17 protein-coding genes are annotated in these 15,350 nt (G+C 59.6%); 7 read left to right on the top strand and 10 right to left on the bottom strand.

Going from position 1 to position 15,350, the window contains the following annotated elements:
* The first annotated feature begins 77 nt into the window (after positions 1-77).
* On the top strand, positions 78-1,097 hold the full coding sequence (gene rlmF, locus QRN33_RS14000) for a 23S rRNA (adenine(1618)-N(6))-methyltransferase RlmF (protein ID WP_285409069.1): 1,020 nt from the start codon (positions 78-80) through the stop codon (positions 1,095-1,097).
* Positions 1,098-1,292: 195 nt separating this feature from the next.
* On the opposite strand, the gene QRN33_RS13995 is transcribed toward rlmF, so the two are convergent.
* Positions 1,293-1,574 (bottom strand): HU family DNA-binding protein, encoded by a 282-nt coding sequence (locus QRN33_RS13995; protein WP_003221909.1) that lies wholly within the window; start codon positions 1,572-1,574, stop codon positions 1,293-1,295.
* A gap of 395 nt (positions 1,575-1,969) precedes the next feature.
* On the opposite strand from QRN33_RS13995, the gene yejK reads away from it, so the two are divergent.
* Together yejK and QRN33_RS13985 are read left to right on the top strand one after the other, a co-directional pair.
* Positions 1,970-2,974, top strand: a complete 1,005-nt coding sequence (gene yejK / locus QRN33_RS13990) for a nucleoid-associated protein YejK (protein WP_039759184.1) — start codon at positions 1,970-1,972, stop codon at positions 2,972-2,974.
* Positions 2,974-3,324, top strand: a complete 351-nt coding sequence (locus tag QRN33_RS13985) for a glutaredoxin family protein (RefSeq protein WP_123418157.1) — start codon at positions 2,974-2,976, stop codon at positions 3,322-3,324. The genes yejK and QRN33_RS13985 overlap by 1 nt, the downstream gene beginning before the upstream one ends.
* A 147-nt stretch (positions 3,325-3,471) precedes the next feature.
* Here the strand turns inward: QRN33_RS13985 and QRN33_RS13980 are convergent, their stop codons facing one another.
* The 5 genes from QRN33_RS13980 to QRN33_RS13960 form a co-directional block, all read right to left on the bottom strand.
* A complete protein-coding gene (locus QRN33_RS13980; RefSeq protein WP_285409068.1) occupies positions 3,472-4,407 on the bottom strand; it encodes a glutathione S-transferase family protein in 936 nt (311 codons plus the stop codon).
* Between the two features lie 84 nt (positions 4,408-4,491).
* Positions 4,492-4,794 carry a GIY-YIG nuclease family protein gene (locus QRN33_RS13975; protein ID WP_064364404.1) on the bottom strand — a complete coding sequence of 101 codons (303 nt, stop codon included), beginning with the start codon at positions 4,792-4,794 and terminating at the stop codon, positions 4,492-4,494.
* 40 nt (positions 4,795-4,834) lie between these two features.
* Positions 4,835-5,305 carry a nuclear transport factor 2 family protein gene (locus QRN33_RS13970; RefSeq protein WP_042607724.1) on the bottom strand — a complete coding sequence of 157 codons (471 nt, stop codon included), beginning with the start codon at positions 5,303-5,305 and terminating at the stop codon, positions 4,835-4,837.
* 186 nt (positions 5,306-5,491) lie between these two features.
* Positions 5,492-6,796, bottom strand: a complete 1,305-nt coding sequence (locus QRN33_RS13965) for a CynX/NimT family MFS transporter (protein ID WP_285409067.1) — start codon at positions 6,794-6,796, stop codon at positions 5,492-5,494.
* Complete coding sequence (locus QRN33_RS13960) at positions 6,786-7,445, bottom strand: FadR/GntR family transcriptional regulator (RefSeq protein ID WP_042607722.1); 660 nt, start codon at positions 7,443-7,445, stop codon at positions 6,786-6,788. The genes QRN33_RS13965 and QRN33_RS13960 overlap by 11 nt, the downstream gene beginning before the upstream one ends.
* Before the next feature lie 166 nt (positions 7,446-7,611).
* Between QRN33_RS13960 and QRN33_RS13955 the strand changes: the two genes are divergently transcribed.
* Positions 7,612-7,923, top strand: coding sequence for a type II toxin-antitoxin system MqsR family toxin (locus tag QRN33_RS13955; RefSeq protein WP_042607721.1), 312 nt, complete (start codon positions 7,612-7,614; stop codon positions 7,921-7,923).
* A complete protein-coding gene (locus QRN33_RS13950; protein WP_042607720.1) occupies positions 7,920-8,408 on the top strand; it encodes a type II toxin-antitoxin system MqsA family antitoxin in 489 nt (162 codons plus the stop codon). Before QRN33_RS13955 ends, QRN33_RS13950 begins: the two co-directional genes overlap by 4 nt.
* Before the next feature lie 56 nt (positions 8,409-8,464).
* On the opposite strand, the gene QRN33_RS13945 is transcribed toward QRN33_RS13950, so the two are convergent.
* The 4 genes from QRN33_RS13945 to QRN33_RS13930 all read right to left on the bottom strand — a co-directional run bounded on the left by QRN33_RS13945 (position 8,465) and on the right by QRN33_RS13930 (position 12,627).
* Positions 8,465-9,229: an amino acid ABC transporter ATP-binding protein gene (locus QRN33_RS13945; protein WP_007957337.1), complete on the bottom strand. Its 765-nt coding sequence runs from the start codon at positions 9,227-9,229 to the stop codon at positions 8,465-8,467.
* A gap of 13 nt (positions 9,230-9,242) precedes the next feature.
* Positions 9,243-10,337 carry an amino acid ABC transporter permease gene (locus QRN33_RS13940; RefSeq protein ID WP_042607719.1) on the bottom strand — a complete coding sequence of 365 codons (1,095 nt, stop codon included), beginning with the start codon at positions 10,335-10,337 and terminating at the stop codon, positions 9,243-9,245.
* A 10-nt stretch (positions 10,338-10,347) separates the two neighbouring features.
* Positions 10,348-11,529: an amino acid ABC transporter permease gene (locus tag QRN33_RS13935; protein ID WP_285409064.1), complete on the bottom strand. Its 1,182-nt coding sequence runs from the start codon at positions 11,527-11,529 to the stop codon at positions 10,348-10,350.
* Between the two features lie 66 nt (positions 11,530-11,595).
* On the bottom strand, positions 11,596-12,627 hold the full coding sequence (locus tag QRN33_RS13930; RefSeq protein WP_016771583.1) for an amino acid ABC transporter substrate-binding protein: 1,032 nt from the start codon (positions 12,625-12,627) through the stop codon (positions 11,596-11,598).
* Between the two features lie 468 nt (positions 12,628-13,095).
* Here QRN33_RS13930 and QRN33_RS13925 point away from each other — a divergent pair, with 468 nt between their 5' ends.
* Both QRN33_RS13925 and rhlB read left to right on the top strand, forming a co-directional pair.
* The gene (locus tag QRN33_RS13925) at positions 13,096-13,752 is read left to right on the top strand and encodes an alpha/beta hydrolase (protein ID WP_285409063.1); all 657 of its coding nucleotides are present in this window, start codon (positions 13,096-13,098) and stop codon (positions 13,750-13,752) included.
* A 96-nt stretch (positions 13,753-13,848) separates the two neighbouring features.
* Positions 13,849-15,327, top strand: coding sequence for an ATP-dependent RNA helicase RhlB (rhlB, locus tag QRN33_RS13920; RefSeq protein ID WP_123418162.1), 1,479 nt, complete (start codon positions 13,849-13,851; stop codon positions 15,325-15,327).
* Positions 15,328-15,350: the final 23 nt, after the last annotated feature.

Here is a 15,350-nt window from a genome sequence, read left to right as displayed (position 1 = left end):
TACATGGGTTCGGCGTATGGCGCATCAATGTGGGACAATACCCGCCACTTTCAGCCATACCCGAATCGACCACGCCCATGACCACCCCCCGCACACCCAAACCTGCGCGCAAGAAGCCTGACTCCGCGACCCCGGCCAAGACCGTAGAGCCGCGTGAGAAGGCCAGCCTGCATCCGCGCAATCGCCATCAGGGTCGTTACGACTTCCCGGCGCTGATCAAGACCACGCCCGAGTTGGCCAAGTATGTGATCACCAACCCGTACGGCAAGGAAAGCATCGACTTCGCCAGCCCCGACGCGGTACGCGTGTTCAACCGGGCGCTGCTCAAGTCGTTCTATGGCATCCAGCATTGGGACATTCCGGCGGACTACCTCTGCCCACCGGTGCCGGGGCGTGCCGATTACGTGCACTTTCTCGCCGACCTGCTGGCGAGCATGAACGACGGCAAGGTCCCGCGCGGCGCAATCGTCAATGTGCTGGACATCGGCATGGGCGCCAACTGCGTGTATCCGCTGATTGGCAACAGCGAATACCGCTGGCACTTCCTCGGCTCGGAGATCGATCCGACGGCCGTGGCGGCGGCTCGAGCCATCGTGCAATCCAACGACCTGAGCAAGGTGATCCAGCTGCGCCAGCAGGAAAACCGCAAGCACATCCTGATCGGCTTGCTGGAGCCGGGCGAGCGCTTTGACCTGACCATGTGCAACCCGCCCTTCCACGCTTCGATGGAAGAAGCGACCAAGGGCAGCGAGCGCAAATGGCGTGCCCTGGGCAAGGCCGATCCGAAACGCAAGTTGCCGGTGCTGAACTTCGGCGGCCAGTCGGCGGAACTGTGGTGTGAAGGCGGAGAAGCACGTTTTGTGACGCAATTGATCGCCGAGAGCGCGAACTTCCAGCACAAAGTGCTGTGGTTCAGCACGCTGGTGTCAAAAGCTTCGAACCTGCCAGCCATCGAAACCGCGCTGAAAAAGGCCGGCGTGCTGGAAAGCCAGGTCGTGGAGATGTCCCAGGGACAGAAGCAGAGCCGCTTCGTGGCCTGGACCTTCCAGACCAAGTCCGAGCAGCAGATCTGGCGCCGCGAGCGCTGGGTGCGCTAACACACTGCGGATTACCTTGTGGGAGCGAGCCTGCTCGCGTAAGCGGTCTATCAGTCGACATCCAAGGTGACTGAACCACCGCATTCGCGAGCAGGCTCGCTCCCACAATGCTTCAGTGACATACCCACCGAATTGCAGACACAAAAAAACCGTGCCCCGGATCTCTCCGAAGCACGGTTTTTTTATCGCTGCGTCTTACTTGTTCACAGCGTCGGTCAGGCCTTTGGCCACAACCAGCTTGATCACTTTCTTGGCAGGGATTTCGATGGCAGCGCCAGTCGAAGGGTTACGGCCAGTGCGGGCAGGACGCTCGGTCACTTTCAGCTTGCCGATACCTGGCAAGGTGATTTCGCCGCCGTTTTCCAGCTGATCGGCAACGATTTGGCCCAGTTGGTCCAGAGCGTTACGCGCGGTGGTTTTCGGCGCGTCGATAGCTTCAGCGATGTCGGCGATCAGTTGGTCTTTAGTAAGAGCCATGTAGTGTTCCTTCCCTATCAAATTCATATGGATTGCAGAGTGCAGTGTCAGCCATCGAGCCCGATCTTCTGGATCTGGCACCCTCGGCGATAACCACGACGAGTCGGGTTATAGATGCCGAAATCAGGGTTTGGTTCGACCTGACAAATGCTGAATGCACGCTTAACGCAGTGACTTCGCGTAAGACCGCGCAAAACTAGCACAGCGACAAGGAAATATCCGCCTCTAGCTACCCATTTGGTCAGCTTTATTGCGCTAAATCGGTAAAAAACCGCATAAGGCCGGGCGCGCGCCCCGGTTTTGCCGTGCAACCCGCGCCAAAACCAGTGGTTGCGGTACACTGAGCGCTTTTTCGGGGGAGCCTGCCCTCCTCCCTTCCAACAGCCGAGAAGCCCATGCCGATCCGTCATTGCATCGTCCACCTGATCGACAAAAAACCCGACGGCACGCCCGCAGTTCTGCACGCCCGTGACTCTGAACTGGCGGAGTCCGCAGCCATCGAAAACATGCTCGCCGACCTCAATGAGAGCTACAACGCCAAACAGGGCAAAGCCTGGGGCCTGTTCCATCCGGAGTCCGGCGCGTTCCCCTTCAGCGGCTGGCTGAAGGAGTACATGGAAGGCGGCCGTGACTTCACCGCATTCAGCAAAGTGGCGGTCGAGCACCTGCAGAAGCTGATGGAAGAATCCAACCTGTCGGTGGGCGGCCATGTGCTCTTTGCCCACTATCAGCAAGGCATGACCGACTACCTGGCGATCGCCCTGCTGCACCACAGCGAAGGCGTCGCGGTGACCGATGAGCTGGACGTTACGCCGTCGCGCCATCTTGACCTTGGCCAACTGCATCTCGCCGCGCGGATCAACGTCTCCGAGTGGCAGAACAACAAGCAGTCCAAGCAGTACATCTCGTTCATCAAGGGCAAGAATGGCAAGAAAGTCTCGGAATACTTCCGCGACTTCATCGGCTGTCAGGAAGGCGTCGACGGCCCCGGCGAAACGCGTACTTTGCTCAAGGCCTTCAGTGACTTCGTCGAAAGCGAGGACCTGCCGGAAGACTCGGCCCGGGAGAAAACCAAGACCCTGGTCGACTACGCCAGCAGCCAGGCCAAGCTCGGCGAACCGATGGGCCTTGAAGAACTGTCGGAGCTGATCGACGAGGAGCGCCCGAAAGCCTTTTACGATCACATCCGCAACAAGGACTACGGCCTGTCACCAGAGATTCCGGCAGACAAGCGCACCCTCAACCAGTTCCGCCGCTTCACCGGCCGCGCCGAAGGCCTGTCGATCAGCTTCGAAGCGCATCTGCTGGGCTCGAAGATCGAATACGACGAAGAGAACGGCACGCTGATCATCAAAGGCCTGCCGACTTCGCTGACCGACCAGTTGAAGCGGCGTAACTGATGCTCGGCAATGTGTTGAAGAAAGTTGCCCTGGTGCTGCTGGTAGTCGTGGTCTACCAGAACTGGGGCAAGATCGAGCGGGTGTTCAATCCCTCGCAAATGGTCTCGGAGCAGACGCGCGCCCAGGCCAATGTCGTGCTCTACGCCACCGACTGGTGCGGCTACTGCAAGCAGACCAAACGCTTTCTCGACAGCAAGGGCATACCGTTCAAGGAGTTTGATATCGAGAAGGATGCCCAAGCGCGCAAGGCGTATGAGGCATTGGGCGGACGCGGGATTCCGCTGATCGATGTGAACGGCACGTTGATTCGCGGGTTCGACCCGGACGAAATCCTCGCTGCCCTGAAATAACACATAACCTGTGGCGAGGGAGCTTGCTCCCGCTCGACTGCGCAGCAGTCGCAAAACCTGCAAACCTGCTATCGCGCTGAAAAGCAGGGGCCGCTTCGCAGCCCAGCGGGAGCAAGCTCCTCGCCACAGAGTGTTGCGTGTGATCCGTTATTTGGCTTCGATACGGAAACCAAAACGCGGAAAGTGCACGTGCACCACGCCGCCACGTTCGTCTTCACGGCGAATGATCAGCTCTTCACTGCCGGCAAACAGCAATTCGCCTGCCACCGGATCGACGCCGTAATCGATAGCGGCAATCGTCACCTGCTGCCCGGGCTTGAACCCGTTCGGATCAACGAACTGCTCATCCGGCAACGCCGCCGGCGTCGCGTTACGCGCCACCTCCAGCGCCTCTGCAGAGCTCATCTCGCTTGCCGCACCATGGCCGAACCCCAGCACCCGACCCAGCCACGCCGCAACCGCCGGATAGTCATTCACCAACGGCGCCGTCACGTGGGTCGCCTTGAGGAACCACAGCGGATGCGCCAGGGCGAAGTCAGCAATCGATGGTTCGCCAAACAGGAAGTCCCCCTGCTCGCGCTGCAACTGCTGCTCCAGACGCGCCATGATCGTCGGCCACTGATGCTTGGCCTGCTCGGCGGACAGACGCGTGGCGCTGCCGCCGCTGAACAAACCCGCTCGATCGGCGAGGAACGCCTTGATCGCTTCCGGCGGCAATTTGCCGAAACGCACGGCCACCGATTCCGGCTGGAACACCAGGCTCACCGCGTGTTGAAACACCACCGAATCGGCCCACGCCGCAAAACTGGCGCTGGTCATTTCCTGGCCTTCGGGGAAAAACGCCGGCAGGGCTTTTTCCTGTTCCAGGCGTCGAGCAATCAGTGCAGTGTCGCAATATATGTCTGCGCCAATCTGCAGCACCGGGGTCTTGCGGTATCCACCGGTCAGAGCGGTCAGATCCGGTTTCGGCATCACCGGCGAGATATGCACCGAGCGCCACGACAAGCCTTTGAACCCCAGCAGCAGGCGGGCCTTCTCGGCAAAGGGGGAGGTCGGGTAATGATGCAGAATCAACTCGGACATGCTCGGCTCCGCCGCTCAGATAGTGAGCCAGCAGCTTAGCGCGCATTTGCTTAGCAGCCTACAGATCTGCCTGATGGGAACCAATCAGTCAGATTGATAAGACGCCACCAGGCACTCCTTGGCGCTCTTCCTGAGTTTCTTGATCAAGCGTTCCTGGCGCAACGCATCGCTCTTGTCGCGGCACAGCTCGGTATAAACCAGCGCCATGGCCGGACTGGAGAGGAAGAACCGCGCGCCTTTGCCGCTTTGATGCTTGGCGAAACGGCGCACCGGATCATCGCTGATCCCGCAGTACAACGAGCCATTGGCGGCACGCACGAGGTAGACGAACCAGGATTTGCTCACGGGTTCGGCAACATCGACGGTTTTTTCGCTAAGGCTGGTCACTTCGGGATCTGAACGTGTAGGAAAACAGGCGGCGATCTTATCAGCGCCCGGCCTGAAATGCCTTCAGTCCCTTCAACGCTTGCGCGCGTACGGCGTTGCGCACCAGCGGCGTCCAGCCCAGCAGCAGGCCTTTGAAACCCAGTGCCTGACGCGACCAGCGCCACAGATCGAAGCGATCGTGGTGCTCGCAGATCTTGCCGTCGCGGAAGACGAAACGCGCGTGGATATCGTTGATAACGATGTTGCCGGTCTGGCTGAACAGGTAGGTCGCGACCCAATGCGCGCCACCGGTACGCTCGTCGGCGCGGACGTTGTCGAAGGTCAGCGAGAAGTCTTTGGCGCGGGTGGTGAGCATGCGCCACATGTCGCCGGCATCGCGCCCGTGCAGCTCGCCAAAGGCCGGATCGCTGAACACGACATCGTCGGTGTAGCAGGCGGCCATGGCTTCGGCGTCGAGGCGCTGAAAGGCCTGGTAGAAGCGGGTGATCAGGGCGCTATGGGCTTCGCTCAAGGCAATCTCCAAAGAAATAGGTACAGATTGCCAGCACCATAATCCGCCGCGCCCAGAAACACTATCGGCAATACGCAAAACCCTTGTGGGAGCGAGCCTGCTCGCGAAGGCAATTCAACATTCAACATTCGTGTTGAATGAAATACCGATTTCGCGAGCAGGCTCGCTCCTACAGTTTCAATAGCGTCAGATCTTTTCGCTTTGCACCTGCACATACAGCGCCCGTCCGGCGCCCAGTCCGGCAATGATCGCACCCACGCCAATAATGCCGAAAATCCAGCCCAGCGCATTCCAGCCGCCGGTCCAGTCATGCACCACGCCCACGGCGAACGGCCCCATCGACGCCAGCGTGTAACCGAAACCCTGGGACATGCTCGACAGGTTCGCCGCGACATGGGAATCGCGCGAACGCAGCACGATCAGCGTCAACGCCAGACTGAACGTCCCGCCCTGCCCCAGTCCGAGCAGAATCGCCCAGCCCCACAGGCCTTCGATCGGTGCGTACAGGCAGCCGAACAGGCCCGCCAGCGTCAGCGCCATGACCACGACGATCGCCAGACGCTGATCCTTGCCACGGGTCGCCAGCCACGGCGCGGCCAGCGAACTGGCCAGTTGAATGATCACCGAACCGGACAGCACCAATCCTGCCTGGGTCGGTGTCAGCCCGCGTCCGATGAGGATCGACGGCAACCAGCCAAACACGATGTAGGCCAGCGATGACTGCAGGCCCATGTACAAGGTCACCTGCCAGGCCAGCGGATCACGCAGCAACCCGCGCACGCGATAGGCGACGTTGTGCGCGCCGTGCTTCGAGCCGACCTGAGGCAACCAGAACACCGCCGCCACCAAGGCTGGAATCACCCAGAAACCCAGGCCCATCGCCCAGCTGTTACCGAAGTGTTCACTCAGTGGCACGGTCGAACCCGCCGCCATTGCCGCGCCCAGACACAGGGCCATGGTGTAGACACCGGTCATGGTGCCGGCGTGTCTGGCGAAGTCGCGCTTGACGATGCCCGGCAGCAGCACGCCAACGATGCCGATGCTGGCGCCGCCGAGCACACTGCCGGCGAACAGGCCGATCTCACCGAAGTTGCTGCGCAGGATAATCCCGCCGGCCAGCGTCAGCAGAATCCCCAACACCACCCGTTCAGCGCCGAAACGTCGCGCCAGAATCGGCGCCAGCGGCGCGAACAGGCCCAGGCACAGCACCGGCAACGTAGTCAGCAATCCCGCCTGCGCCGCGGACAGCCCGAGACTTCTGGAGACCTCGCTGAGCAACGGCGCCATGCTCGACAGCGCCGGGCGCAGGTTCAATGCCACCAGAATCAGTCCGAGCAGCAACAGCCACGGACGTTTTACCAACGGGTGGCTTTGCTGCACCTGCTCGTCATCGGCTTCGGCATCAATCAGCAGCTCTTCCAGCTCGGTGGTGCGTTTCGACGCTGTGCATAACTCGGTGCGGGACATGGCTTTCTCGGTTTCAAGGTTCATTGATCAACTGCCTCGACAAGGCTTTGGCCCGTTCCGGGTCGCGTTGCTCGACCGCATCGAGCAGGTCGATATGCAGGTCGAACACTTCCTGGCGGCGCGGGGAGATATTCAGGGTCTGGCGCAGTTGCGCGCCGACGATGCTGGAGAAATAGCGATACAGCTCGCTGAGGGTCGGGTTATGCGCGGCGTCGACCAGACGTCGATGGAACACCAGATCGCAGGCGATGTAGGTGTCGAGATCGCCGTGGTAATGGCTGCCGCTGGTGCCGAGCGCTTCGCGCAGTGCGGCCAGATCCTCATCGGTACGGCGCAACGCCGCCAGGCCGATGGCCTCGACTTCAAGGATGTGCCGGGTTTCCCGGGCCTGCTCCAGGGAACAGCGGGACAACGCCTTCAGCGTATCCAGCGGATCGACCACTGCGCGCAGATAACTGCCGTCGCCCTGACGGATTTCGATCAGCCCGGAAAACGCCAGAACGCGCATCGCTTCGCGCACCGTGTTGCGGCTGATGCCCAGCTCAGCGCACAGCTCAGGCTCGGTGGGCAGACGCTCGCCGACCTGCCAGACACCACTGTTGATGCGCTGACGCAGTTGGTCCAGAGCCTGATCGACCAGGGACCGCTTGATCAAAGGGGAAATTTCGGACATGAGCCTCGCCTTTTCATCCAATCATAGGATGAATTTTCCGACATGTTAGTCAGACCCATGTAGGACGGCAACCACCTAGGGTCAATCGGAGACACATGGAGCGGCATTTTCGATTGGTCAAAATTACCCTTTAAGGGTAATTTCAGGGACAGGGTTTTGGCTTCTTATGGAAAAGAACACACCCCATTACGACTTGGCGGTGATCAAGTCTGAAGTGAGGCGACTGGGTCAAAATGCTTTCACCAAAACTTCAGTAAGGTCAGCTGAGAAGCTCGGCTTCAACGTCAGCGAAATGCAGGAGATTGTTTTCGAGCTACAAACCAGGATGTTGTACAAATCGATGACTACCTATGACGATCATCGAATCTGGCAAGACGTGTATCACATCAATTCGCGAGATCAGGAGATTTACATCAAGGTGACATACCGCCCCGGCGGCAGCCCACCGGTGATCTCCTTTAAGGAGAAAAACCCATGAAAACCCAGCAATGTGTCAGCTGCGGGGCGCGTGAGGGAATGAGGCATTTTCAGGGGCGCGGCGAAACCCTGAGAGTCAAAGACATGGAGCGTCGTGTCGATAATCTTTCTGGATGGGAATGCCAGAAGTGCGGTGAGATCGAATGGGACCCCGACACCGATAGTGCGCAGCGGTATTGCAAAGCAGGTGATGAGTTGGTTATCGCTGCGAGGCAAATGATTGGTGACGAGATGAAGCGTATCCGTCGCAAATTGCACCTGACGCAAAAAGAGACGGTACAACTGCTGTCTGGGGGTGGGCATAACGCATTTTCCCGCTATGAGCGCGGCGATGTATTGCCGCCCAAAGCGCTCATACTGTTGATGCGTTTATTGGATCGTTATCCGTACTTGCTAACCGATGTAAAGACTCTCGGCGAAGGTGCCGACTTGAGAGGTTTCGAGCACATCGTCCACAAAGAACACGAATCCCTCTCCGTGTCCTGAACTGTTCAGAAAAAACAAACCCGGCACATCGCCGGGTTGGTTTTATACATCCGCCATCAATGCAAAATCTGACTCAAGAACAACTTCGTCCGATCATTCTGCGGGTTATCGAAGAAGTCATTCGGCGCTGCCTGCTCGACGATCTCGCCCTTGTCCATGAAGATCACGCGGTTCGCCACGGTGCGGGCGAAGCCCATTTCGTGGGTCACGCAGAGCATGGTCATGCCGTCTTCGGCCAGACCGATCATGGTGTCGAGAACCTCTTTCACCATTTCCGGATCGAGTGCTGAAGTCGGTTCGTCGAACAGCATGATTTTCGGCTTCATGCACAAGGCGCGGGCGATCGCCACACGCTGCTGCTGACCGCCGGACAGTTGCCCCGGGTATTTGTGCGCCTGCTCCGGAATGCGTACGCGTTCCAGGTAATGCATGGCAATTTCCTCGGCCTTGCGCTTGGGCATCTTGCGCACCCACATCGGCGCCAGGGTGCAGTTCTGCAAAATGGTCAGGTGCGGGAACAGGTTGAAGTGCTGAAACACCATGCCGACTTCGCGGCGGATCGCTTCGATCTGCTTGAGGTCGTTGGTCAATTCCACGCCGTCGACGACGATGCGGCCCTGCTGGTGTTCTTCCAGACGATTCAGGCAACGAATCGTCGTGGATTTACCGGAACCCGACGGGCCGCAGAGGACGATGCGTTCGCCCTGCCTGACGTTGAGGTTGATGTCTTTGAGTACGTGAAACTGGCCGTACCACTTGTTCACGCCCTGCATCTGGATGATGCCTTCCGGACCCACAGGCTTTTTGATTGCTTCGCTCATTTACAGAGAACTCCTAACGCTTGTGGCCAGTGTCGAGCTTGCGTTCCAGATGCATGGAATAGCGCGACATACCAAAACAGAAAATCCAGAACACCAGGGCGGCGAACACGTAGCCTTCGGTGGCCATGCCCAGCCATTTCGGGTCGGCGGCGGCTTGCTTGACGCTGTTGAGCAGGTCGAACAGGCCAATGATGATCACCAGGCTGGTGTCCTTGAAAAGCGCAATGAACGTGTTGACGATGCCCGGAATCACCAGCTTCAAGGCCTGCGGCAAAATCACCAGGCCCATCGAACGCCAGTAACCGAGGCCCATCGCCGCAGCCGCTTCGTACTGCCCTTTGGGAATCGCTTGCAGACCGCCGCGCACCACTTCGGCGACGTAGGCCGACTGGAACAGGATCACGCCGATCAGCGCCCGCAGCAGTTTGTCGAAGTTCATGCCTTCGGGCAGGAACAGCGGCAGCATCACCGAGGACATGAACAGCACCGTGATCAACGGCACGCCGCGCCAGAATTCGATGAAGGTCACGCAGACCACACGAATCGCTGGCATATTCGAACGCCGCCCCAGCGCCAGCACGATGCCCAGCGGCAAAGCGCCGGCAATGCCGACGGTGGCGATCACCAGGGTCAGCATCAGCCCGCCCCACTGGCTGGTCGGCACGGTGGTCAGACCGAAACCGCCGTGCAACAAGGTGAAGGCGATGATCGGGTACAGCACCAGAAAGCTCAGGCCATAGACCGCTTTACGCGGCATCCGCGAGATGAACAGGGGTGCTGCGCCGATGACCGCCAGCCACACGGTCAGGTCGACGCGCCAGCGCAGTTCGGTCGGGTAATAACCGTACATGAACTGGCCGAACCGCTGCTGGATGAACACCCAGCAGGCGCCTTCCTTGGTGCAGTCGGCGCGGGTGGTGCCAACCCAGTTGGCATCGACGATCGCCCAACTGAGGATCGGAGGTACCACGAGATAAATCAGGTAGAACGCAAACAGCGTCAGCAGGGTGTTGAGCCAGCTGGAGAACATGTTCGCGCGCATCCACGCCACCACGCCGATGCTGCTGTTGGGTGGAGGCATGTCGGGTTTGAAAGTATGAGTACTCATGCGCTTTTCCTTACCGCTCGATCAGCGCAATGCGCTTGTTGTACCAGTTCATCAGCAGGGAAATGCTGATACTGATCGCCAGGTACACGCTCATGGTGATGGCAATCACTTCGATGGCCTGCCCGGTCTGGTTGAGCACGGTGCCAGCGAACAGCGAAACCATTTCCGGGTAACCGATACCGGCGGCCAGCGAGGAGTTTTTCGCCAGGTTGAGGTATTGGCTGGTCAGTGGCGGAATGATCACGCGCAAAGCTTGCGGGATGATCACCTTGCGCAGGGTCGGGCCGTTGCGCAGGCCAAGCGAACGCGCCGCTTCGGTCTGGCCATGGCTGACCGACTTGATCCCGGAACGCACGATTTCGGCGATGAATGCCGCGGTGTACACGGTGAGCGCCAGGGTCAAGGCCAGCAGTTCCGGGATCAGCACCCAGCCGCCGACAAAGTTGAAGCCCTTGAGCTCGGGCATTTCCCAGTGCAGCGGAGCGCCGAAGATCAGCGCGCACAAGGTCGGGATCACCAGCACAATTGCCAGGCCGGTCCAGAACTTGTGGAACGGCACACCGGTTTCTTCGAAGCGCTTGTTGGCCCAGCGGCACATCAGCACGATGCCGATGATCGCCAGCACGATGCTGCCCACGAACGCCCAGAAGCCGTCAGCTGCGAGTGCGGCCGGCATGTTCAGGCCACGGCTGCTGACGAAGAAGGTGTCGCCGAAGTTATGGCTGTTGCGCGGCCCCGGCATGGTCAGGAATACCGCGAAGTACCAGAACAGGATCTGCAGCAGTGGCGGAATGTTGCGGAACACTTCCACATATACCGTCGCCAGTTTGGCGATGATCCAGTTCTGCGACAGCCGCGCCACGCCGACGATGAAACCGAGAATCGTCGCCAGAATCACGCCGATAAAGGTCACCAACAGGGTGTTGAGCAGGCCGATGACAAACACCCGCGCGTAGCTGTCCGCTTCGGTGTAGTCGATCAGGTGTTGAGCGATGCCGAACCCGGCACTGCGCTCCAGAAAGCTGAAACCGGAAGTGATGCCCCGGTGCTGAAGGTTGGTTTGCGTATTGTCGAACAGGTACCAGCCAAGCGAGACCACCGCCACAACCGTGATGATCTGGAATAGCCACGCACGCACTCGTGGATCGCTGAGGCTGAGCCTCTGCTTTGGTGCGCCGATAGAATTTTGCATGAAGTGCCCCGAAAGAAATGGAACAAGAACATCACCCGGCGGTTGGCCCGCCGGGTGATAGAACCATTAGCGCACTGGTGGTGCGTACTGAATGCCGCCGTTGTTCCACAGGGCGTTCAGGCCACGGTCGATTTCCAGCGGAGTGCTCTTGCCGAGGTTTTTCTCGAAGATTTCACCGTAGTTGCCGACTTGCTTGACGATCTGCACAACCCAGTCTTTCGGCAGTTTCAGGTCTTTGCCGTATTCGCCGTCAGCGCCGAGCATACGGGCCACGTCCGGGTTCTTGGTCGACTTGGCTTCAGCTTCGACGTTCTTCGAAGTGATGCCGGCTTCTTCGGCATTGAGCAGCGCGTAGCCGACCCAACGCACGATCGCCAGCCATTCGTCGTCACCGTTACGTACGACCGGGCCCAGTGGTTCCTTGGAAATGGTTTCCGGCAGAACCACGTAGTCCTTCGGCGAGGCCAGCTTGCTGCGCTGGGCGAACAGCTGGGACTTGTCGGAGGTCAGCACGTCGCAACGACCGGATTCCAGCGACTTGGCGCTTTCATCGGAGGTGTCGAAGGTGATCGGGGTGTATTTCAGACCGTTGCCACGGAAGTAGTCGGAAACGTTCAGCTCGGTGGTGGTACCGGCCTGGATGCAGATGGTCGCGCCGTCGAGCTCTTTGGCACTTTTCACGCCCAGCTTGTTGTTCACCAGGAAGCCGATGCCGTCGTAGTAGGTAATGAAGCCCGGAAATTTCAGACCCATGCCCGCGTCACGGGAGCTGGTCATGGTGGTATTGCGCGACAGGATGTCGATCTCGCCGGACTGCAGCGCGGTGAAGCGCTCCTTGGCGTTCAACTGGCTGAACTTGACCTTGTTGGCGTCGCCGAAAACGGCAGCGGCCACAGCGCGGCAGACGTCGGCGTCGATGCCGAGGATCTTGCCGGTCGCATCCGGTACCGAGAAGCCCGGCAGACCGTCGCTCACGCCACACTGCACGAAACCTTTTTTCTGTACCGCATCCAGGGTTGCACCCGCCTGAGCGAACCCGCTGACACCGAGTACTGCTGCAGCAGTCACGACCGCCAGAGTGGATTTCAACATCTTCATTCAAACCTCCAGTTTTGCTCTTGTTGTGTCGGAGCTTGAGTCCTGTCGCACCCTTTTGAGGCGTTGTTGACCCGTGTTGGCTTTTTTTGGGGTCAACCGACGTAAGACCTTCGCTATGAGTCTAGTAGGAGAAGATCCACATCATGGATCACTCACTTCTCACCAATCGGCCGAACGGGCTGTAGCCCTTTCACGTTCGCTAAGCCCGTAGCGGCCATTGGCGAACATCCATCACCGGATTCGTTGCTATCCCATCGCGCGACTGACACTGATAGTGTTACCGCCGCGCAACGGATGCTTCGTACGCAAAGCTTCATAGCAAAGGCCGTACCACACCGCTTGCCGAAGTCATTGCGCGACACGTCAATAGCTAAACTTGTAACCTTGCGACATCTTGTTAACGGATCAACCGGGCGCGCACTTCAATCACGCACTCAATGAGAGCGCCCGCACATTTTTGGAGCAGACATGACCGAGCCCTTGATTCTTCAGCCTGTTAAGCCCGCGGATGCCTGCGTGATCTGGCTGCACGGCCTCGGCGCCGACCGTTACGACTTCCTGCCGGTCGCCGAGGCGCTGCAGGAAAGCCTGCTGAGCACACGTTTTGTGCTGCCCCAGGCACCCACTCTTCCAGTGACGATAAATGGCGGATATGCCATGCCCAGCTGGTACGACATCAAAGCCATGAGCCCGGCCCGGGCGATTGACCGTGACCAGTTGGAAGCGTCGGCGGATCGCATCATCGAACTGATCGAAAGCGAACGCGCCAGCGGAATAGAAGCCTCGCGGATCTTTCTGGCCGGATTCTCCCAGGGCGGTGCCGTGGTATTGCACACCGCATTCCTGAAATGGCAGGGGCCGTTGGGTGGGGTGCTGGCGTTGTCGACATATGCGCCGACCTTCACTAACGAGATGGAGCTTTGCGCCAGTCAGCAGCGCATTCCTGCGCTGTGTCTGCACGGTCAGTTCGATGGGGTGGTGCAGAACTCGATGGGGCGCAGTGCCTATGAGCATTTGGTGAAGCATGGTGTCACCGTGACATGGCAGGAATACCCAATGGAGCACGAAGTGTTACCTGAAGAGATTCGCGACATCGGCGTCTGGTTGAGCGAACGCCTGCGCTGATTGGCGACCAATCCCTGCCCTTTGATCCCTCCTACTACGCCGCGCCCGTTTCTTGCATTACACTGGCCGGCGTACATTCCTTAACCAATTGATGAGATGACCGTGCTCAAAGCACTCAAGAAAATGTTCGGTAAAAGCGAGGCTGAGCAGCTCGCGCCAGTTTCCAGCGCGCCGTCGCACGCCCCCGGTCATCGCACCGATGCCCCACAGGCCGACCGCCCCGCTCCCGCAGCCACACCGAAGCCAGAAGAAAAACCCGCTACGGCCGCGCCAATTGCCGCCGAGCCTGCGCGCAGCGAAGCGCCGAAACCGGCCAGACCGCGTCGCGAACCGAAGCCCAAGGCAGCGGTAATTCCCTGGAAACTCGAAGACTTCGTCGTCGAGCCGCAGGAAGGCAAAACCCGCTTTCACGATTTCAAGCTCGCCCCGGAACTGATGCACGCCATCCAGGACCTGGGCTTTCCTTACTGCACGCCGATCCAGGCGCAGGTGCTGGGTTTCACCCTCGCCGGTAAAGATGCCATCGGCCGTGCGCAGACCGGCACCGGCAAGACCGCCGCGTTCCTGATCTCGATCATCACCCAACTGCTGCAGACGCCGCCGCCCAAAGAGCGCTACATGGGTGAACCGCGCGCGTTGATCATCGCGCCGACCCGCGAACTGGTGGTGCAGATCGCCAAGGACGCCGCAGACCTGACCAAGTACACCGGCCTCAACGTGATGACGTTCGTCGGCGGCATGGACTTCGACAAACAACTCAAGCACCTCGAAGCGCGCCATTGCGATATTCTCGTCGCGACCCCGGGCCGCTTGCTCGACTTCAACCAGCGCGGCGACGTGCATCTGGACATGGTCGAAGTGATGGTGCTCGACGAAGCCGACCGCATGCTCGACATGGGTTTCATCCCGCAGGTTCGGCAGATCATTCGTCAGACCCCGCCGAAGTCCGAGCGCCAGACCTTGCTGTTCTCCGCGACCTTTACCGAAGACGTGATGAACCTGGCCAAGCAATGGACCACGGATCCGGCGATCGTCGAAATCGAAATCACCAACGTCGCCAATGAGAACGTCGAGCAGCACATCTACGCCGTGGCCGCCGCCGACAAATACAAACTGCTCTACAACCTGGTCAACGACAACGGTTGGGAGCGGGTCATCGTGTTTGCCAACCGCAAGGACGAAGTGCGCCGCATCGAAGAGCGCCTGGTGCGTGACGGCATCAACGCCGCGCAATTGTCCGGTGACGTGCCGCAGCACAAGCGGATCAAGACCCTGGAAGGTTTCCGCGAAGGCAAGATTCGCGTGCTGGTGGCCACCGATGTCGCCGGTCGCGGCATTCACATCGACGGTATCAGCCACGTGATCAACTTCACCCTGCCGGAAGTGCCGGACGATTACGTGCACCGCATCGGCCGTACCGGTCGCGCCGGCGCTGACGGTGTGTCGATCAGCTTCGCCGGTGAGGACGACTCCTATCAGTTGCCGTCCATCGAAGAAAAGCTCGGTCGCAAGATCAGCTGCGAAACACCGCCGACGCATCTGCTCCGCGCGGTTGAGCGCAAGCGCCCACAATAAGCCTCGCGATACGAAAAAGCGCA

The sequence above is a fragment of the Pseudomonas sp. FR229a genome, from assembly GCF_030209115.1.
GTDB lineage: Bacteria > Pseudomonadota > Gammaproteobacteria > Pseudomonadales > Pseudomonadaceae > Aquipseudomonas > Aquipseudomonas moraviensis_A.
The sequence above is the reverse complement of the archived record's forward strand: the minus strand, read 5'-3'. Positions and strand labels throughout refer to the sequence as shown.